This window comes from Nocardiopsis codii (assembly GCF_036327455.1).
GTDB lineage: Bacteria > Actinomycetota > Actinomycetes > Streptosporangiales > Streptosporangiaceae > Nocardiopsis > Nocardiopsis codii.
In genome coordinates this window covers 220,502-238,748 of the sequence record NZ_JAUZMY010000006.1, presented here as the reverse complement: position 1 = coordinate 238,748, position 18,247 = coordinate 220,502, and the positions used below count along the sequence as shown (strand labels likewise).

General features: G+C 71.4%; 20 protein-coding genes and 1 pseudogene. 4 read left to right on the top strand and 17 right to left on the bottom strand.

All coding sequences use genetic code 11. The features are described 5' to 3' along the window. Window positions 1-103: 103 nt before the first annotated feature. Window positions 104-256: pseudogene (locus Q8791_RS08855) on the bottom strand (bile acid:sodium symporter family protein); the annotation flags it as partial. A 295-nt stretch (window positions 257-551) separates the two neighbouring features. Between Q8791_RS08855 and Q8791_RS08850 the strand changes: the two are divergent. Further along, window positions 552-1,151 (top strand): restriction endonuclease, encoded by a 600-nt coding sequence (locus Q8791_RS08850; protein WP_407941971.1) that lies wholly within the window; start codon window positions 552-554, stop codon window positions 1,149-1,151. Window positions 1,152-1,212: 61 nt separating this feature from the next. Here Q8791_RS08850 and Q8791_RS08845 read toward each other — a convergent pair whose 3' ends face one another. After that, window positions 1,213-2,181 (bottom strand): TIGR03557 family F420-dependent LLM class oxidoreductase, encoded by a 969-nt coding sequence (locus Q8791_RS08845; protein ID WP_330091117.1) that lies wholly within the window; start codon window positions 2,179-2,181, stop codon window positions 1,213-1,215. Between the two features lie 304 nt (window positions 2,182-2,485). Between Q8791_RS08845 and Q8791_RS08840 the strand changes: the two genes are divergently transcribed. Continuing rightward, a complete protein-coding gene (locus Q8791_RS08840) occupies window positions 2,486-4,171 on the top strand; it encodes an ABC-F family ATP-binding cassette domain-containing protein (protein WP_330091116.1) in 1,686 nt (561 codons plus the stop codon). A gap of 273 nt (window positions 4,172-4,444) precedes the next feature. Here Q8791_RS08840 and Q8791_RS08835 read toward each other — a convergent pair whose 3' ends face one another. Continuing rightward, on the bottom strand, window positions 4,445-5,413 hold the full coding sequence (locus Q8791_RS08835) for a hypothetical protein (RefSeq protein ID WP_330091115.1): 969 nt from the start codon (window positions 5,411-5,413) through the stop codon (window positions 4,445-4,447). Between the two features lie 561 nt (window positions 5,414-5,974). Beyond that, window positions 5,975-6,997 (bottom strand): hypothetical protein, encoded by a 1,023-nt coding sequence (locus Q8791_RS08830; protein WP_330091114.1) that lies wholly within the window; start codon window positions 6,995-6,997, stop codon window positions 5,975-5,977. 507 nt (window positions 6,998-7,504) lie between these two features. On the opposite strand from Q8791_RS08830, the gene Q8791_RS08825 reads away from it, so the two are divergent. Then, window positions 7,505-8,002, top strand: coding sequence for a hypothetical protein (locus tag Q8791_RS08825; protein ID WP_330091113.1), 498 nt, complete (start codon window positions 7,505-7,507; stop codon window positions 8,000-8,002). Here Q8791_RS08825 and Q8791_RS31815 read toward each other — a convergent pair. The 8 genes from Q8791_RS31815 to Q8791_RS08795 are packed head-to-tail and all read right to left on the bottom strand — an operon-like array spanning window position 7,978 to window position 12,742. Continuing rightward, a complete protein-coding gene (locus tag Q8791_RS31815; RefSeq protein ID WP_407941976.1) occupies window positions 7,978-8,334 on the bottom strand; it encodes a transposase in 357 nt (118 codons plus the stop codon). The genes Q8791_RS08825 and Q8791_RS31815 overlap by 25 nt on opposite strands. Beyond that, on the bottom strand, window positions 8,331-8,579 hold the full coding sequence (locus Q8791_RS31810; protein WP_407941970.1) for a hypothetical protein: 249 nt from the start codon (window positions 8,577-8,579) through the stop codon (window positions 8,331-8,333). The genes Q8791_RS31815 and Q8791_RS31810 overlap by 4 nt, the downstream gene beginning before the upstream one ends. Window position 8,580: 1 nt before the next feature. Continuing rightward, window positions 8,581-8,733 carry a hypothetical protein gene (locus Q8791_RS08820; protein WP_330091112.1) on the bottom strand — a complete coding sequence of 51 codons (153 nt, stop codon included), beginning with the start codon at window positions 8,731-8,733 and terminating at the stop codon, window positions 8,581-8,583. A gap of 57 nt (window positions 8,734-8,790) precedes the next feature. Next, a complete protein-coding gene (locus tag Q8791_RS08815; protein ID WP_407941975.1) occupies window positions 8,791-10,005 on the bottom strand; it encodes a cytochrome P450 in 1,215 nt (404 codons plus the stop codon). After that, entirely contained in the window at window positions 10,005-10,625 is a 621-nt protein-coding gene (locus Q8791_RS08810; protein WP_330091110.1) for a GTP-binding protein, read from the bottom strand. The genes Q8791_RS08815 and Q8791_RS08810 overlap by 1 nt, the downstream gene beginning before the upstream one ends. Then, a complete protein-coding gene (locus Q8791_RS08805) occupies window positions 10,606-10,965 on the bottom strand; it encodes a DUF742 domain-containing protein (protein ID WP_330091109.1) in 360 nt (119 codons plus the stop codon). Before Q8791_RS08805 ends, Q8791_RS08810 begins: the two co-directional genes overlap by 20 nt. Beyond that, the gene (locus Q8791_RS08800; RefSeq protein WP_330091108.1) at window positions 10,962-11,366 is read right to left on the bottom strand and encodes a roadblock/LC7 domain-containing protein; all 405 of its coding nucleotides are present in this window, start codon (window positions 11,364-11,366) and stop codon (window positions 10,962-10,964) included. The genes Q8791_RS08805 and Q8791_RS08800 overlap by 4 nt, the downstream gene beginning before the upstream one ends. Beyond that, window positions 11,366-12,742, bottom strand: coding sequence for an ATP-binding protein (locus Q8791_RS08795; RefSeq protein ID WP_330091107.1), 1,377 nt, complete (start codon window positions 12,740-12,742; stop codon window positions 11,366-11,368). The genes Q8791_RS08800 and Q8791_RS08795 overlap by 1 nt, the downstream gene beginning before the upstream one ends. Before the next feature lie 426 nt (window positions 12,743-13,168). Here Q8791_RS08795 and Q8791_RS08790 point away from each other — a divergent pair, with 426 nt between their 5' ends. Then, window positions 13,169-13,552, top strand: coding sequence for an RNA polymerase-binding protein RbpA (locus tag Q8791_RS08790; RefSeq protein WP_330091106.1), 384 nt, complete (start codon window positions 13,169-13,171; stop codon window positions 13,550-13,552). Window positions 13,553-13,886: 334 nt separating this feature from the next. On the opposite strand, the gene Q8791_RS08785 is transcribed toward Q8791_RS08790, so the two are convergent. The 5 genes from Q8791_RS08785 to Q8791_RS08765 form a co-directional block, all read right to left on the bottom strand. Next, window positions 13,887-14,690, bottom strand: coding sequence for an HAD-IIA family hydrolase (locus tag Q8791_RS08785; RefSeq protein ID WP_330091105.1), 804 nt, complete (start codon window positions 14,688-14,690; stop codon window positions 13,887-13,889). Window positions 14,691-14,813: 123 nt separating this feature from the next. Next, entirely contained in the window at window positions 14,814-15,566 is a 753-nt protein-coding gene (locus Q8791_RS08780; RefSeq protein ID WP_330091104.1) for an SCO1664 family protein, read from the bottom strand. Between the two features lie 61 nt (window positions 15,567-15,627). Continuing rightward, window positions 15,628-16,209, bottom strand: a complete 582-nt coding sequence (locus tag Q8791_RS08775) for a DUF3090 domain-containing protein (protein WP_330091103.1) — start codon at window positions 16,207-16,209, stop codon at window positions 15,628-15,630. Window positions 16,210-16,476: 267 nt separating this feature from the next. After that, window positions 16,477-17,316 carry a histidine phosphatase family protein gene (locus Q8791_RS08770; protein WP_330091102.1) on the bottom strand — a complete coding sequence of 280 codons (840 nt, stop codon included), beginning with the start codon at window positions 17,314-17,316 and terminating at the stop codon, window positions 16,477-16,479. 90 nt (window positions 17,317-17,406) lie between these two features. Next, the gene (locus Q8791_RS08765) at window positions 17,407-18,246 is read right to left on the bottom strand and encodes an undecaprenyl-diphosphate phosphatase (protein WP_330091101.1); all 840 of its coding nucleotides are present in this window, start codon (window positions 18,244-18,246) and stop codon (window positions 17,407-17,409) included. Window position 18,247 lies beyond the last annotated feature (1 nt).

Genomic DNA, 18,247 nt, shown 5'->3' with positions numbered 1-18,247 from the left:
GCGGGCAAAGTAGTGGCTAAAACTGCCCCATAAGTGCCCCACGCGGGGTATAATCTGGTGTAGATAGCCGCCCTGAACTGGCAAAGTACCCCACCGGCATGATCACCCCGAACATGATGACGCCGAGGAGGAGGGAGACGTGCGGGGCGACGAGCGCGGCCTGGTCGGGGGCCACGAGGCCCACGACCGCTCCGGCGAGGACCAGCAGGGCGAACCACCGGCCGACGAAGTCGGCGATGTTCTTGATAACCGTCATCGGACTACTTCCATGTGTGCCCCGGGGGCGGTGGGTACTGTCCCCGAGCGGTTGCCGCCGTGCAGGTCGACACCGCGCGGCCATGGTAGTCCGCTGGTTTCCTGCATGTTTCATGCGGGGTGCTCGCGGTCCGACCAGGTGACGGAGGTACGGCCGGGGACGGGCGCGTGGGCCGACCGGTGCGCGCCGCCCGGTGCCGTGGGAACCGCCACAGGCCGACGGCGCGGATCCCCGTGAGGACCGGCGTTCTCGGGGAAGGGGACCTACGGAGAACGCCCCCGCCCCCAGGAGGAACGTGGACGCCCGGTCGAGGGAACGAGGATTCGTGTGGCGCCACCGGCACGCCGCCGTGCTGGCCGCCGTGGTGGCGCTGATGGTCGGCGCGTGGGTGGCGCGGAGCGCGCCGCGACCGCTGCTGTGGGTCGCTGCGGCGGTGGCGGTGGCCGTCCTGTCCTGGTGGGCGGTGGGCCGGATGCGCCTGACCGCGCGGAGGCGGGCGATCGCGCGGACGGACCTGTCCGAGTTGGACCTGATGTCCGGCACGGAGTTCGAGGAGCACGTCGCGGGCCTGATGCAGGTGCACGGCTATTCCGCGGTCACCGTGGTCGGCGGAGCCGAGGACGGCGGGGCGGACATCCTCGCGCGCTCCCCGCGGGGGCAGGCGGTGGTGGTCCAGTGCAAGCGGTGGCGCCATCGCGTGCCCCCGAACGACGTACGGGCCTTCATCGGCACCCTGAACAGCGGCTACGACGGCTACCAGGGGATGTTCGTCGCCTCCAACGGGTTCACCGAGGCCGCGGCCCGCGCGGGCGGGGAGCACATGGTCCTGGTGGACCGGGACGGACTGGCGCGGTGGATGGGCGGCGTCGAGGTGCCGGTGCCCCCGCGGGCCTGAACGGCTCGGCGCTCCCGCTCTCCCAGGAGCGCCGGGCCGGGCGGTCGGCGGGCGGCGCGGCTCAGGACGGGGAGAGAGCGCGCAGGCGTCCGTCCAGTTCCCGCTGGTAGAAGTCGATGAACCCGTCGGGGTCCGGACCGGCGTTCTGCATGACCAGGCGGTCGAAGCCCGCGTCGACGTACTTCCGGGCGGCCTCGACGTGGCGCTCCGGATCGGGGCCGCAGGCGAAGTGCCCCAGGACGTCCTCCTCCCGGACCGTGGTCGTGGCGGCCTCGAAGTTGACCGGGTTGGGCAGCTCGCTCATGACCTTCCAGCCCGTCAGGGCCCATCGGGACGTCTCCAGGGCGGCCCGGGCGGCGGTGCGCTCGTCGTGCGCCCAGGCCAGGGGCACCTCGGCGTAGCCCGGCCCGTCGCCGCCGGCGGCGCGGTAGTCGCGCACGATCTGGTGCTTGGCCTCCGTGGCGAACAGCCCGTCGCCGTATTCGGCGGCGATCCTGGCCGACTCCCCTCCGCTGGCCGCGACGGCGATCAGCGGCGCGGTCTCGGGCAGGTCGAAGACCCGGGCGTCCTCCAGGCGCAGGTGGTCGCCCTCGTAGGACTGGTAGCCGCCGCCCCAGAGCAGGCGGATGATCTCCAGGGCCTCGCGCAGCATGTCGTGGCGCACCTGGACGGAGTCGGGGAACTCCTGGCCGACGACGTGCTCGTTGAGCCGCTCCCCCGAGCCGACGCCGAGGACGAAGCGCCCTCCGGAGACCAGGGCCAGGGTCGCGGCGGCCTGGGCGATGATCGCCGGGTGGTAGCGCACCGTCGGGCAGGTCACCCCGGTCACGAGTCCGATCCGCTCGGTCCTGGCCGCGATGGCGCCGAGCACGGTCCAGGTGAACGGCGAGTGGCCCTGGTTGTCGAGCCACGGGTGGTAGTGGTCGCTGATCTCCACGAAGTCGAACCCGGCGCGCTCGGCCAGCTCCGCCTGGCGGATGAGTTCCTCGGGCCCGAAGGCCTCGGTCGCCAGCTTGTACCCGATCTGCATGCGTCCCCCTGTTCGGCGGTGGGCCGGCCACAGCGCACTTCCCGGCCCGGCACCGATGACGCCCGAGTCGGCGCCCGCACTTCGCCCGATTCCCGATTTTTCACCCTGTGTTCCCATACAACTACCGCCCGCACCCCGGGGGGCGCTCCGACACACAGGCGGTCGGGAGCACCTGCCACTGGCCCGTCCGCAGTGCACCACCAGGAAAAACGGGTTGCGGGGGCGGAGCGGGGCGTGGAAGCCTTCCGGGACGCGCCGGGCCACCCCCGCGCGCTCGCGGCAGAACCCCACGTGGAGAGCGGTCTTGGGCTACATCGACGTCAACCAGGTCAGTCACACCCTCCCCGACGGCCGGGTCCTGTTGGACGCGGTGTCGTTCCGGGTGGGCGAGGGTTCCAAGACGGCGCTGGTGGGGGCCAACGGCGCGGGCAAGAGCACCCTGCTGCGGATCGTGCGCGGTGAGCAGCGCCCGGAGGCGGGCGCCGTCACCCTGGACGGCGAACTGGGGGTGATGCCGCAGTTCATCGGCCATGTGCGCGACGAGACGACCGTGCACGAACTGCTGGTGTCGGTGTCCCCGGCGGCGGTGCGCGAGGCGCACGCCGACGTGGAGGCGGCCGAGGCGGCGATGATGGTCGACGACGGCGAGAAGACGCAGATGCGCTACGCCGGGGCGATCGCCCGCTACGGGGACGCCGGGGGCTACGAGGCGGAGGTCGTGTGGGACCAGTGCTGCACGGCCGCGCTGGGCGTCCCCTACGAGCGCTGCCGGTGGCGCGAGGTGCGCACCCTCTCGGGCGGTGAGCAGAAGCGCCTGGTCATCGAGGCCCTTCTGCGAGGGCCGGCTCCGGTCCTGCTGCTGGACGAGCCCGACAACTACCTGGACGTGCCGGGCAAGCGGTGGCTGGAGGAGGCGCTGCGGGCCTCACCCAAGACCGTGCTGTTCGTCTCCCACGACCGCGAGCTCCTGAGCCGGGTCCCGGACCGCATCGTCACGGTCGAACTGGGCGCCGCGGGCAACACGGCGTGGACGCACGGCGGCGCCTTCGACACCTACCACGACGCGCGCCGGGAGCGGTTCGAGCGCCTGGACGAGCTGCGGCGGCGCTGGGACGACGAGCACGCCAAACTGAGGGCGCTGGTCACGACCTACAAGCAGAAGGCGTCCTACAACTCGGACATGGCCTCGCGGTACCAGTCGGCGCGCACCCGGCTGCGGCGGTTCGAGGACGCCGGCCCGCCGGAGAAGCTGCCCCGGGAGCAGAACCTGCGGATGCGGTTGCGCGGGGGCCGTACCGGCAAGAGGGCCCTGGTGTGCGAGGGCCTGGAGCTGAGCGGGCTGATGCGCCCGTTCGACCTGGAGGTCTGGTTCGGCGAGCGGGTGGCCGTGCTGGGCTCGAACGGGTCGGGGAAGTCGCACTTCCTGCGGCTGCTGGCCGGGGGCGGCAGCGACCCGGAGTCGTCGCCGCTGTCCGGGGAGGAGCGGGCACGGGTGCCCTCCGTGGAGCACACCGGGTCGGCCCGGCTGGGCGCGCGCGTGCTGCCGGGGTGGTTCGCGCAGACCCACGAGCACCCGGAGTTCGCGGGCCGCACGCTCCTGGACATCCTCCACCGGGGCGAGGGGTCCCGGAGGGGGCTGCCCCGGGAGGAGTCGGGGCGGGCGCTGGACCGCTACGAGCTGGCGCTCGCGGCCGAGCAGGCGTTCGACACGCTGTCGGGCGGACAGCAGGCGCGGTTCCAGGTCCTGCTGCTGGAGTTGTCGGGCACGACGATGCTGCTGCTGGACGAGCCGACGGACAACCTGGACGTGGTGTCGGCCGAGGCGCTGGAGTCGGCGCTAGACGCCTACCAGGGAACGATCCTGGCGGTCACACACGACCGCTGGTTCGCCCGCGGGTTCGACCGGTACGTGGTGTTCGGGGCGGACGGGGGCGTGTACGAGGCCCCGGAGCCGGTGTGGGACGAGGCGCGGGTGCGCCGCGTGAGGTAGGCGCCGGGGTGGGAGGCCGGGCCGCTCCCCCGGGGGGTAGGGGGAGCGACCCGGCCCGTCTGCGCGGCGACCCGGCGCTGGGTCCGGCTCCGTCACGGAGCCGCGGATCCGGTCGCCCGCGGTGTTCGGACCTGGGGTGCGAACCCGGGGTCCTCATCGCTTTCGCACGAAATGTGCCGTGTGGCGCCACAATCTACCACCGGGGTGTCCCCGGGGCGACAGCCCTGACGGTGTGGAAATCGGCGCTCTGCCGGTAGGGCGTGTGACCTCGGCTCACTCCACGGGCACCCCCAGGAAGACGAACGAGGAGCACTCCTCCAGACAGCCGCCCACGCGGAGGTTGCCGCCGGGAGCGGCCCCGGACAGGAAGAACGCCGCGCGGGCACGGGTCCCCGCGTCGAGTTCGTGGCGTCCCACCGCGGCCCGCACCGCGCTCTCGTGCCCGTTCCTGCCCTGGTAGGCGGTTCCGTGCAGGTCGAGGTCGACGTTCTCCCGCGTGTCGAAGCCGACCGTCACCACCAGGGTCTTGTCCGCGGCGGACCGGTAGGCGGTCAGCAGGGTGGCGGTCACCCCCTCGGACTTCACCTCGGGGCGCTCGTCGGGTCCGGGGACCAGCAGGCCGGGTCCGGGGTCGCCGCCGTCCACGAGCAGGCCGCCGACCAGCCCGTCCGCCCCTGTGAATCCTCCGTGGGAGGAGCAGGTCGGATCGCCCCGGGGGTCGTCCGCGGTGCACAGTTCGTAGCCGTCTGCGGTGTGCTCCGTCTCGGCCGCCGCGACGGGGAGGCCCGCGTCGACCCGGGCGCGGGCGACGGACGCTTGGTGCGTGAGGTAGTCGTGGGCGACGGAGCCCTCGGCCGCGTGCTCCAGCCCCTCGACCATCCGGGCGGGGTCGCCCGAGGCGAGGGCCCGCACGTACGCCGTCACGGCACCCTCCGGCGCCTCCGCTGCCGTCTCCCGGGTTCCGGGCGCGGGTTCCTCGGCGGCCGGGCCGGGCGTGGACAGCGGCTCGCCGGCGGGGTCGGCACCGAGGTCGGCGCCGGGAGCGGGGTGGGGTTCGGCCTCCCCGGAGAGCGTCTCGGCCGAGGGGTCCGGCGCCTCCGGCGCCCGCAACGCGGGGGCGGTGGACTCCCGCCCGCCGACGGACCGGACCGGGGCCCGGTCGCCGGTGGCGCCACAGCCGACGGCCGTGACACCGAGCAGGATGACGGCCGCTGCGGCGGCCAGTCGGATCGACGACGCCATTGACGTTTCCCCCGTGTTCTCCGCGAGAACCCACGACCTGCCGAGTTTATGACTCGATGTCGTCAATGTGGGGGTTTGGCAACGTAAGGAGTTCGTGTGGGATGGGTGCGCCGCCCAGGGCGGACGGCCTGCGAGGTTGCGCGGGCGCCGGTGCTCGGCGCCGTCGGCGCTGAGCTGGCCGGCGGGTCCGTCCCGGGGGGCGGCTCACCGGGCCGCCCTCCGACACCCCGGGCGGATATCGGACCCGCCCGGGACCGTCACCACCACAACCCCGCGGCCAACCCTTCAACGGTACTCAAGTGCTGTCTACACCCCTCGGCCGCACAACCCCTGACAGGAGAACCCGCGAGCACCTTCGAGATCATCGCTTCCAACGGTCAAGAGGTCGACTGGCAGAACCCGACCCCCGGTGGGCGTACACGGACGGCAAAAACTCGTTCGTGGACGAGGTCGAGTACCAGGACGGCGACACCATCGCCAGTGCGGTGGACGCTTCCACGAGCAGGGGAAGCTCTCGTCCGGTCACATGACGGTGGTAGGCCGGGCGCGGTGTGATGCGTCTCATCCAGCGTTCGGGCATCCCGGCAGTTCCGGCGTTTCGTGGCAGGCCACGACGCCCGGTCCCGGTGTCAAGATCCAGTACTGTTCGGGTCGCGCAGGCGCAGCTTCCACGAAAAAGGGCTCATCACCGTTGCGTAGGACGACCTCACCAGAGTTCTGGCGGGCATCGACATAATGCGCCTGGATCTCCCATTCACAGCTCTGTCCCGCTGTCACTGCCTGCACACGGAGCCCACCCGGTTCCAGCCCGCCACCGAGGTCAATACGCCTGCGATTGAAGTAGGGCTGACCTTGATCGGTTCCCTCATCGGAGATCAGCAGTGTCGGATCGTTGTGGGTCAGGTCCACGAGTACGCCAGGGTAGATGGCTTGACCGGCTGATGGGAATTCCACGACGGTCGTGGCAGTCGGTTCCGTGCAGGAGACGTTGGTGGGGTTCATATCCACGATACTCACCTGGGAGGTGCGCGCTGACAGTACAGTCATCGTGAACACGGCCGAGCCGACTCGGATGGGTGCTGGTGATCCCTCCCACGACCATCCACTCGGCGGGGTGATGCCTCCAACAACAGAGGTCTCTGAGATCAGGCGCCCTCCCAGACTGGCCAGGAAGATGCCGGCTTCGGTGTTGTCAAGGGTTACTAGCTCTTCGGCCTCGTCTGTGGTCAAGGGTCGGTCTAAGACCACTTGGGAGCCTTCTTGGGGGGAGGTCTCATACGCGACGGAATTGGTGAATGGAGTGTTCCCCTGGTCGATCGCCGTCTGAGCTGCCCGCTCTTCGCGCATTCGCGCCTCGGTGGACCACAGGTCGTAGGCGTAGGTCCCGGCGAATCCTCCCGCAGCGATGAGAAGGGCCACCACGGTGGTGATCGCCCAAGCTGAGATCCGGACCCGGCGCGATGCACTTTGGCCCTCGGGGAAGAACCTCTTCTGCAGGACATCGAACGTGGTCGGCTGCTCCGTATCCTTTCGCTCCCGGGCCCGCCTGTATTGCGTGCCGGGCACCCACCAGCGTGCGCTCATTCGACGCAGGGCAAGCGACCACGAACCTGCCTTGGGTCTGGGCTGGGGCCGGCCAGGGTCACGTTCGTCTCGGTCGCCGTGGGGGGAAGCCGCAGTGGCCGGTCTGTTCTTCCTACGTGAACGTCCCTTTCTTCGGTTTCGGCTTCCCACTTTTCTGCCTCGATTCCTCGCCTAGGGTTGTGCGCGAAAACGACCGTAGCGACCCATGCCCCTCCGCTGCAGAACGTGGCCGGAATCGGACATCCGGCCTCTCGTTTGGACTCGCCGCCCCGAACCAGCCGCGGCCATGGAACCATGGCTGCTGCTTCGGTTGTCCGAGAGGCGATCGTGACGCGGTACTACTGACCAACTCTTGTCCGTCGTCCCGCCCGGATACGAAGTCGCGTAGGCCCGGGGCGGGACGACCATCGAGACATACTGGCTGAGCGGTGGAATGGCCGGAGACGATGACGTAGCCAGCGCTGAGCCCTTGCCTGCAATGACCCTAACGATCGGAAGGACGCTCCGATGTTCCGCCCCACCACGCTTGCCGCTGGTCTGTTCTGCATGGCCCTGTTGACCGCGTGCTCCGGCCAGACGGAAAATGCCCCGGAGCAGGCGGCCCCCTCTGATGCCCCCGTCACCGACACGTCCGGAGAGGAGACGCAGGGCCAGGATGGGCTCCCCGAGGGATGGCCACCAGAGATCCCATTCCCCGTCGGATACGAGATCACGCTGGACGTAGGAGCTGCTGATGACGGCCCCAGCACAGCCATCAACGATTACCACGGTGCCCAGGTTCTGGGAGTGCCTGAGGAGGAGGTCCAGGCCATACTCGGGGAGTTCGAGCCCAACGGCTTCACCACGGACCAGGAGACGGTAATGAGCGCGGGGGGCATTTACCGGTTTGTTAATGAGGAATGGAGTGTCAGCCTGACCGTCTCTCTCATGGGCGAGGACGGAGAATTCACCACGGAGGACACGGGGACCTATTCGATGAACTATATTGTCGGCCCCGCAGAGTGAGACACTACCCAGGAGTTCCTTTCTGTAGCTGCACAGCTGTAGGTGACCTGGTCGAAAGCCGGGGGCCTACCGCCCACGGACCCCTTGCGTCTGCGGTGCTCGCGCTGGTCACGGGGCTGAGCGATCGTCGCCTTGATCCCGCGGCACCTCAGGTGCTCTCGATCGGCCCGGCTGGAGTAGGCCTTGCCACCCCACAGCCCCGTGCCCCTGGGCAGTCGCAGGGCGCCCATCAGGGGTTCGAACATCGGGCTGTCCCCGCGCTGGCCGGGGCTGGTGGCCAGTACCAGCGGGCGCCGGTGCTGGTCCGCGAGCAGGTGGATCTTGGTGGTCAGCCCGCCCCGGGAGCGCCCGAGTGCTTCGACCCCGTCCGGTTCGTCCCGGACCTGGTCCCCTTTTTCGCTGCTCCGGCGGCGTGGGAGTGGGCTCGCACCGTGGTTGAGTCCACGCTCGCGATGAGTTCCTCGCCGCTGGAGGCATCGATCCTGAGCCGGTCGGCGATTCTCTGCCAGGTGCCGTCGATGCACCAGCGGCGGTGGCGGCCGGCGGCGGTCTCCCAGGGCCCGTAGCGTTCGGGCACATCATGCCAGGGGATGCCGGTGCGGGTGCGCAAGCAGGATGGCGTTGATGATCTTGCGGTGGTCGGCCCACTTCTTGCCTTTGGGCGCATCGGTGGGCATGAGTGGGGCGAGCAGGGCCCACTCGGCCTCGGTGCGTTCATGACGGCCTGGCACGTTCACCAAGCCTGCCAGGACAGGCCCTGCTCCACTCCCACTTCCAAAAAACAGGCCCTAGACCTCTCCCATGCGGGGCGCCGGGCTGAAGTGCACCGGCAGGGACACCACGCCCCGCATCCACGGGGAGTGCCTCCAGCGCACCTCGTCGGGGGCCACCGCCAGCTCGATGTCGGGCAGGCGGTCCATGAGCACCTCCACACCGACCGTGGTGATGATCTCGGCGATCTCCTGGGCCGGGTAGGGGCAGCCGTGCTCGCCGCGCGAGAAGGACAGGTGGGCGTGGTTGCCCCCGTGCGAGGCGGCGGCCCCCTGGTGGACCTGGCGGTCGTGGTTGGCCCCGGCCAGGCCGAGCAGGACCATGTCGCCGCGGCGCAGGAGCTTGCCGCCCAGCTCCACGTCCTGGGTGGGGAAGCGCGCGGGCTGCACCTGGCAGGGGGTGTCCTCCCACAGGACCTCGTTGAGGGCCTCGCGCACGCTGCTGCGGGCGCCGAACACCGAGGCGGCGAAGCGGTCGTCGGTGAGCACCAGGCGCAGGGAGTTGCCCAGCCACTCGCCCACGTTCTGGGTGGCCGCGGCCAGGACGACGAGCAGGTCCTCCACGATCTCCTGGGGCGTGTAGCCGGCGGGGTGGGCGAACATCCGCGAGGGCACGTCGTGTCCGGGCCGGGCGGCACGCGAGGCCGCCAGCTCGCTCAGGAGGGCGAACGTCTCGCCCTGGGCCTTCGCGGAGTCCTCGTCCGCGTCGACCAGGGCGGTGATCAGGGAGGAGAGGCGCTCCCCCTCGGCGTCGTCCAGGCCGAAGGTCCAGCCCACGACCAGCCCGGCCAGGCGGCTGGTGTAGACCTGGCGCAGGTCGGCCCCGGTGGAGGTGCAGAAGCCGTCGACGAGGCGGTCGGCCATGCGGGTGGTGACCGTGCGCAGCTCGTGGCGGTCCACGGCCTCCAGTGCCGCGCTGATCGCGCGGGCGCGCCTGCGGTGCTCCTCGCCGTCGGAGTACAGGATGCTGGGGATCTGGTTGATGATCGGGGTCATGGGCCACCCCTCGGGCACCCGGCCCCAGGCGTTCCAGTGGCGGGTGCTGCGGGCGAACACGTCGGAGTTGGTGGCCACCTGGTGGAGTTCGCGGTAGCCGATGACCAGCCAGGCGGGGACGTTCCCCGCCAGCAGGATCGGCACGACGGGGCCGTGGGTCTCCCGCATCTCGCGGTACAGGCCGACCGGGTCGGTCTGGAAGCGGTCACCGTAGAGGGGGATGGGGTTGGTGTTGATCACCGGGAGCCTCCCGTGAGCAGGGTGCGCACGTGCTCGACCAGGGTGATGAGCACGCCCTTGGCGGACCCGCGGTCACGGGCGTCGCAGCGCACGAGCGGAACCGCCGGGTCCAGGTCCAGGGCGGAGCGGATCTCGTCGAGGTCGTGCTCGGTCTCACCGAAGTCGTTGTGGGCGACGACGAAGGGCGTGCCCTGGGCCTCCAGGCGGTCGATGGCGTACCAGGAGTCTTCAAGGCGCCGGGTGTCGACCAGCACGACCGCGCCCAGGGAGCCGGAGAAGAGCCGGTCCCACAGGAACCAGAACCGCTCCTGGCCGGGGGCGCCGAACACGTAGAGGACCGAGGTGGCGTCCAGGGTGATGCGGCCGAAGTCGAAGGCGACGGTGGTGGTGCGCTTGTCCTCGACGCCCTCCAGGTCGTCCACCCCGGCCCCGGCTCGGGTCATCGTCTCCTCGGTGTCGAGGGGGCGGATCTCGCTGACGGAGCGCACCAGGGTGGTCTTGCCGACGCCGAACCCTCCGACGACGGCGATCTTCAGTGCCTGCTCCGCGGTGTCGGGCAGGGGTGCGTCGGACGCCGAGGGCGCCGACGTCTGCGGATCAGAGGTTGTGGAGTGCAACGAGCACCTTCTCCAACACGTCCGGGGAGGCGAGGGGGTGGGCCGGCGACGGAGCCGGCCGGGGATGGCGTGCGGTGACGCGTCCGGTGTCGAGCAGGTCGGTGAGCAGGATGCGTACGACAGCGACGGGCAGGCGCAGGTGCGCGGCGATCTCGACCACCGCCATGGGGCTGCGGCACAGGCGCAGGATCCTGGCGTGCTCGGACTGCAGGCCCGGCCCCGGCTCGTCCTCGGCGACGATGAGGGTCACCGCGTCGAGGGAGCCGTCGGCTCCGCCGCTGCGCCCGGAGGTGATGACGTAGAGGCGGTCGGGCCCTTCGTAGCGGTAGGTATCGCTCATGGCGCTCCGGTCGGGGTGCGGGGCGGCGCGGACAGGTACTCGCCCATCTGCTCGACGAGTTCGTTCATGTTGTGGCCGACCACTCCGGGCTCGGTCTCCTCCGAGGTGATCACCGCGAGGTGGGCGCCGTGCCCGGCCTCGACGATGAACAGCAGTCCCCCGTAGAACTCGGCCATCGCCTGGCGGACGCCGCCGGCGCCGTCGCCGAACTCCACCGAGGCGCTGTGCGCGAGGCTCTGCACCCCGGCGGCGATGGCGGCCAGGTGGTCGGCGCTGTCGGCCTTGAGGCCGGAGCTGTGGCACAGCTTGAGGCCGTCGCGGGAGAGCACCAGGGCGTGGCGGCCCCCGGGCGTGCGCTCCAGAAGCCCTTCGATCAGCCAGGTCAGCCTGTCCAGGTCCATCATGTGTCCTTCGCTGGTTCTTCACCCGCGGCCTGACCGCGCACCGCACTGCGGAAGTCGCCGAACCCCTTGGTCGGGGCGGTGCGCTCACCGGTGCGGGGGGCGGACTCACGGGTACTCTGCGTCGCGGCCAGGGTCTGTCCGCGGCGTCGCTGGGGCAGCCCGTCGGTGGAGCGGGAGGCCTTACGGGGGGCGGGGGTCTGCTCCGGCCCCGATGCTGTGGCCGGCACGGCCGCGGCCGGGGGGCGGGCGTGGCGCGGCCTCGTGGCGGGGACGACCGGTTCGGGCATCGGCTTGACGAGCTTCTGCGGCAGCAGGAGCACGACCGCCGTCCCGCCCCGGGAGGAGGAGCGGAAGGACACCGTCAGGCCGTAGCGGCGGGCGAGCTGGCCGACCACCGACAGGCCCAGGCGGGTGCCCGACATCGCCGCCAGCTCCAGGCCGCTGTCCACCGCCTGGTGGGCCCGGCTCAGGGCGTCCTCGCCCATGACCAGCCCGCCGTCCTCGACCATGAGGGCCACACCCGCCTGGACCTGCTCGACGTGGACGTGGACCTCGGCGGTGGGCGGGGAGAACTTGGCGGCGTTGTCCAGCAGCTCGGCCAAGGCGTGGATGACGCCCTCGGCCGCGAAGCCGGCCACGGCCTGGTCCGGGACGTTGTGCACCCTGACGCGCCGGTAGGCGCCGATGCGCCCCATGGCGCCGCGCACGACGCTCTCCAACGGGATGGCGCGGCCCCAGCGGCGGCCCGAGCGGGCGCCGGTGAGGATGGCGATGCTGTCGGCCACGCGCCCGGCCTGGGCGGTGGTGTGGTCCAGATGCATCAGGTCGCCGAGGATCTCGCCGTCGGCGGCTCCGTCGCCGTACCGGTCCTGCATGCGGCGCAGGTCCGCGAGCATGGTGGTGGTGAGCGCCTGCACCCGGCCGGCTGCGGTGGCACAGGCGACCATAGCCGCCGAGCGGCGCCGCTCGGAGGAGGCGACCTCGGCGGCGACGGCGTGCAGCACGTCCTGGACGGCGGTGGCCTCGGGCATGTCCAGGCGCTGCAGGGCGGTCCCCGCGGAGTCGCCGGCGCGGAGCATGCGGGCGAGCTCCGGCAGGTGATGCCGGGACAGGGCGGCGGTGTCGTGGCGCACCCGGTCCAGGCGGGCGCGCATGCGGCGCAGCTCGCGCTCGCGCAGGTCGAGCAGCAGCGCGAGGGTGACCAGCAGGACCATCGCCGCGACCGCGGCGGTCACGGCGGGCGCCGTGGCGGCGCCCGGGACCTCCAGGAGCGCCCAGATCCAGGCGGGGAGGGCCAGCAGGGGAAGGTAGAGCCAACGGGGCACTGCGGCCCACGCGGCCACGGCGCCGCGGGGGCTGGGGGTGTCGGTCATCGGGCTCCACGTCGGGTCGCGCGGGGACGTCGGAGGACGGGCGCGGCAGGGGAGGTCGGTTCACGGGGGCACATCAACAGGACGTTAGTCCCTAAGGGCACTTTTCTCACTTGAGGCGCCAACTTACCACCAAGGCCCCGAATGGCCAGACGTTACGCACCAGTAGTGACACCGTTCGGGAGATCACAGTTCCCGACGGGCTTGTGTTCAACGGGATTTCCGGCCTTTGTCACGGACGCGGGTTTTCTGCTTCCGAGCACACCGCCCCCCACCACGGCGGCGTCCCCGCACACGGTCCCCGACGCCCCGCGGCCACGGCACCGCACCCCTCCGAGGGGGTTCGACCTCAGGTCAGTGGGGAATCTTGACGTGGACCGTCGCGTTACACCCCGCGAGACCGCACAAGCGCCTGGAGGCAACCACACGATGGCCGAGCGAGCACTTCGCGGCACCCGGCTCGGGGCGACGAGCTACGAGAACGACCGCAACACCGACCTGGCTCCGCGGCAGGAAGTCACCTACGACTGCACCCGCGGCCACCGCTTCTCGGTCACCTTCGCGACCGAGGCTGAGATCCCCGTCGAATGGGAGTGCCGTTTCTGCGGCGACCGCGCCCTGCGGCGGGACGGCAACGGCGAAGAGCCCAAGAACGCCAAGCCGGTACGCACCCACTGGGACATGCTGCTGGAGCGCCGGAGCATGGAGGACCTGGAAGAGGTCCTCGCCGAGCGCCTGGCACTGCTGCGCGCACACCGCCGCGAGGAGGCGGCCAAGGTCGAGGAACTCGCCAAGCAACGGCAGGGCGTCTGACCGACAGCGACACACGGGGGCGGTGGACGACGAGTCCACCGCCCCCGTCGCGTCTGCCGCACCCCGCGTGAGAACAGCGGGAAATGGCACCGGAACCACAGAACGCGAAAGTGCTTCACATGACCGAGATCCGGCACACGGGGGCGGTGGACGACGAGTCAACCGCCCCCGTCGCGTGTACCGCACCCCGCGTGAGAACGGCCGGAAATGGCACCGGAACCACAGAACGCGAAAGTGCTTCACTTTCTCCGTGTGCGCCCGGATCCCCGCGGGCGGCGCCCTTTCGCGCCCCGCCCGCTTCGGCCCGTGTACGTACCGGGTCCCCCAGGAGGACCTAGCCCTCTCGGTTGAAGGGGTCCTGCGTGTGGCCGACCAGGTCCTTGACCGACTCGATCACCCGCGTGGGGCGGTAGGGGAACTGCTCGGCGGTGTCGCGGCCGGAGATGCCCGTCAGCACCAGGACGGTCTGGAGGCCCGCCTCCAGACCGCTGAGCACGTCGGTGTCCATCCGGTCGCCGACCATCAGCGTGTTCTCCGAGTGGGCGCCGATCCGGCGCAGCGCCGACCGCATCATCAGCGGGTTGGGCTTGCCCACGAAGTAGGGGCGCCTCCCCGTGGCCTTCTCGATGAGCGCGGCGACCGCGCCCGTGGCGGGCAGCGGCCCCTCCGCGCTCGGGCCCGTCTCGTCGGGGTTGGTGGCGATGAACCGGGCTCCGCCGCGGACCAGGCGGATCGCGCGGGTGATGGCCTCGAAGCTGTAGGTGCGCGTCTCGCCCAGGACCACGTAGTCGGGATCGCGCTCGGTCATCACGTAGCCGACGTTGTGCAGGGCGGTGGTCAGGCCCGACTCGCCGACGACGTAGGCGGAGCCGTTGGGGCGCTGGGTCTGGAGGAACTGCGCCGTGGCCAGCGCCGACGTCCAGATGGACTCCTCCGGGATGTCCAGGCCCGTGTTGAGCAAACGCGCGCGCAGGTCACGCGGGGTGTACATGGAGTTGTTGGTCAACACCATGAACGGGGTCCCGTGTTCGCGAAGCTCCGCGATCAGCGTGTCCGCGCCGGTGATCAGGTGTTCCTCGCGTACGAGGACACCGTCCATGTCGAAAAGGTAGTTCCACTCGTTGCTCACGTGCCCCATTGTGCCTCCCATGGTGCACGGTGCACCATTCCTACCCCCCGGTAGTTGACACGGCTCACAGCTGGGCGCCCTGGTCGGGGCCCTCCGCGGGCCGCGTTCCGAGCCCCGGACCCGCGACGCGGTTCAGACCGGGGGCCAGGGGACCGCAGGCCAGTCCGGGGCCGGGAAGGGGTGGATGCGGTGGTGGACGAGCAGTTCGACCCGGCTGCGCACCGCGTAGGCCTCCGGCCCGGTCAGGTGGCGGTCCAGGACCCGGGAGAGGGCGCTGTCGGCGTCCGCGAGCTGTTCGCCCACCTCGACCAGCCGCTCCAGGACGTCCTCGGGCAGGGGCTGCCCCTGCCACTGCCACAGCACGGTGCGCAGCTTGTAGTCCTCGGCGAAACTGACCCCGTGGTCGCAGCCGTACAGGTGCCCCCCGGGGGTGGGCAGCAGGTGGCCGATCTTGCGGTCGGAGTTGTTGATCACGGCGTCGTACACCGCCATGCGGCGCAGGCCCGCGTTGTCGGTCTCCCGCGACAGGGCGACCAGGTCGACCGTCGTGTCGCCGTGCACCCACAGCTGCACCATGCCCTCGCCGAAGGGGCCGTCGCGGTGGACCGTGGGCGGGACGACCTCCCAGCCCAGGGCCTCGGAGACGGCGTAGGCGGAGACCTCGCGACCGGCCAGGGTGCCGTCGGGGAAGTCCCACAGGGGCCGCTCCCCCGCCACCGGCTTGTACACGCACGCGGCGGAGCGGACCCCGTCGGAGACCGTGCAGTACAGGGTGGCGTTGGAGGCCGCGGTCAGGCGCCCCTCCACGGTGATCTCCCCGTGGTGGAGGAGATCGAGCCCGAGTGAGGGGCTGAGGCCGTCGAAGGCGTCGGCGGTGTCCCTCATGTCGTCCCTCCGGGGGTCGGGAGCGGGTGTGGCGGGACCGCCGGTGGTGTCATCGGCGACGTCAGACGAGGCGGTCCGGCCGGTAGCCGTTCTGACGTGCGCAGATGTGGCCGTTGGGGTCGAGCGGGCGTCCGCACAGCGGGCAGTCGGGGCGTCCGGCGGCGACGACCTTCATGGCGCGCCCCGCGAAGGCGCGGGCGGCGCCGGGGGTGAGGTAGACGCGCAGGACGTCGCGGTGGGCGGGGGCCTCCTCGGCGAAGACCTCCAGCTCCTCCTCGTCGTCCTCGACCAGGTCCTCGGTGGCGGTCTCGTCGACCTCCTGCGCCTCGATGATGACGCGGGCGGCCTCGGCGTCCCAGGCCAGGGCGAGGGTCCCCACCCGGAAGTCCTGCTCGATGGGTTGTTCTAGGGGTCCGTCGTCCTCGGGTGAGGCGACGTCGTCCGGCGGGGATCCGAAGCGCCGGTGCACTTCTTCCAGTAGTTCCTCGATGCGGGTCGCGAGCGCTTCGACCTGCGCCTTCTCCAGCACGACGCTGGTGATGCGCCCCTCTCCCACCGCTTGGAGGAAGAAGGTGCGGTCTCCCGGCTGGCCCACGGTTCCGGCGACGAACCGCTCCGGCGGATTGAACTGAAAGACGGGCATGGAAAGAACCTTAAGGGATACCGGCGGCCCTGCGTTCAACACTCCGGACGCGCTGACGCGACGCGGCCGGGAGCGGCGCGGCGCCGGACCCCGGACGCGGGGCCCCGCGGCACGCCCTCCCCACCGCGGGCCATGTGCCTCAATCATAGTTGAGGTAGTCGGCGGGGCCGCCCGGGAGCGACGCCTTCGTCCCGGTCGCGGGAGCGCAGGGCGGCCCGCTTGGGTGATGTCCCGCCCGGCCGGGGCCCCGGCCGGGACGGCGTCCGCTCAGGCGGTGCCCGCGGCGGGCCCGCGGGCTCCGGCGCCGCCGCCCACGGCCGCGTCCCCGTCGGCCTCCGCCCGGGTGGGCAGGCTGGCCGCCAGGCCCTCCCCCGTGTCGTTGAGCTTGTTGAGGAAGGGGCGGGTGCGCGTGTAGGTGATGGAGGTGACCGAGCAGGGGTCCACGCGCAGGCGTTGGAAGAGGTCCAGGTGCATGCCGAGGGCGTCGGCGACGATCGCCTTGATGATGTCGCCGTGGCTGCACACCACGTACACGGGCGGCGCGGACGGGGCCTGCGGGGAGGGCGCGGACGGCGGTGGCGCGTCCCGGCCCGCGGCGGGGTCCGGTGCGGGGTGCCCGGCGTGTGGCGCGGACGGCAGCAGCAGGCGGGTGTTCCAGTCGCGGACGGCCTCGACCGCGCGGGCGGAGGCGGCGGAGAGCGACTCCCCGCCGGGGAAGCGTGCGGCGCTGGGGTGGTCCTGCACGACCCTCCACAGGGGTTCGCTCGAGAGCTCGACGAGGCCGCGCCCGGTCCAGGAGCCGTAGTCGCACTCGATGAAGCGCTCGTCGGTGGTGACGGGGGCTCCGAGCCGTTCGGCGACGGCCCCGGCCGTCTCCTGGCAGCGTTCGAGCGGGCTGGAGATCAGCGCCGCGGGTCGGAGCCCGGCGAGCCGGGCCGCCAGGTCGGCCGCCTGGGCGCGGCCGGTGTCGTTGAGGTGGAGTCCTGCGGCACGCCCTGCGAGGCGGGGCCCCGTGGCGTCGGTCATCCCGTGCCGGACGAGGATGAGCGTGACCGCCTCGGGCGCGGGCGGGGTGTCGTGGGGTGCTGGTGCTGCGGGTGTCGCCATGCGCACCAGGGTAGGCCCGTGCGGGGCCGCGGGGCCGGAGTTCGGGGGCCGCGCCCCGCTGCGGCGCGGCACGGCCCCCGGACCCCCGGGTCAGTCGACCCCGGCGCCGCCCTGCGGGGAGAGCACGCCGAAGTAGACCAGGGCGAGGATGACGATGCCCAGGATGATCCGGTAAACCACGAACGGCATGAAGCTGTGCGTGGAGATGAACCTCATCAGCCAGGCGATCACCACGTAGCCGACGACGAACGCGACCAGGGTGCCGACGATCGTGGCGCCCCATCCCGCGTACTCGTTGCCGCCGATGTCCAGCATCTTGTAGAGGCCGGACGCGAACACGGCGGGCATCGCGATCAGGAACGCGAACTCCGCGGCCGCCGGCCGGGTGAAGCCCAGCAGCCGTCCGCCGGTGATGGTCGCGCCGGAGCGGGAGACGCCCGGCACGAGGGCCAGGCACTGGAACAGGCCGAAGACCAGGCCCCGGCCGAGGGTGAGGTCCTCCAGCTCGTTCTGGCGGCGGGCGTAGTGGTCGACGGCGCCGAGGATGACGCCGAAAACGATGAGGGAGAGGGCGATCAGCCGCAGGTCGCGGAACACGCCGTCGATCTGCTCCTCCAGGAGGAGGCCCAGCACCCCGATGGGGATGCTGGCGATGATGACGTACCAGCCCATGCGGGCGTTGACGTCACCGCGCAGGTCGCGGTCGGCCAGGGAGCGGCACCAGGTGGTGATGACCGCCCAGATGCGCCGGCGGAAGTAGACGACCACCGCCAGTTCGGTGCCGATCTGGCTGACGGCGGTGAAGGCCGCACCGGGGTCGGGCCAGTTGAAGAAGGCCGCGAACACACGCAGGTGGGCGCTGGAGGACACAGGCAGGAACTCGGTGAGTCCTTGGATGAGGCCGAGAACGACCGCCTCGAAGATGGACACG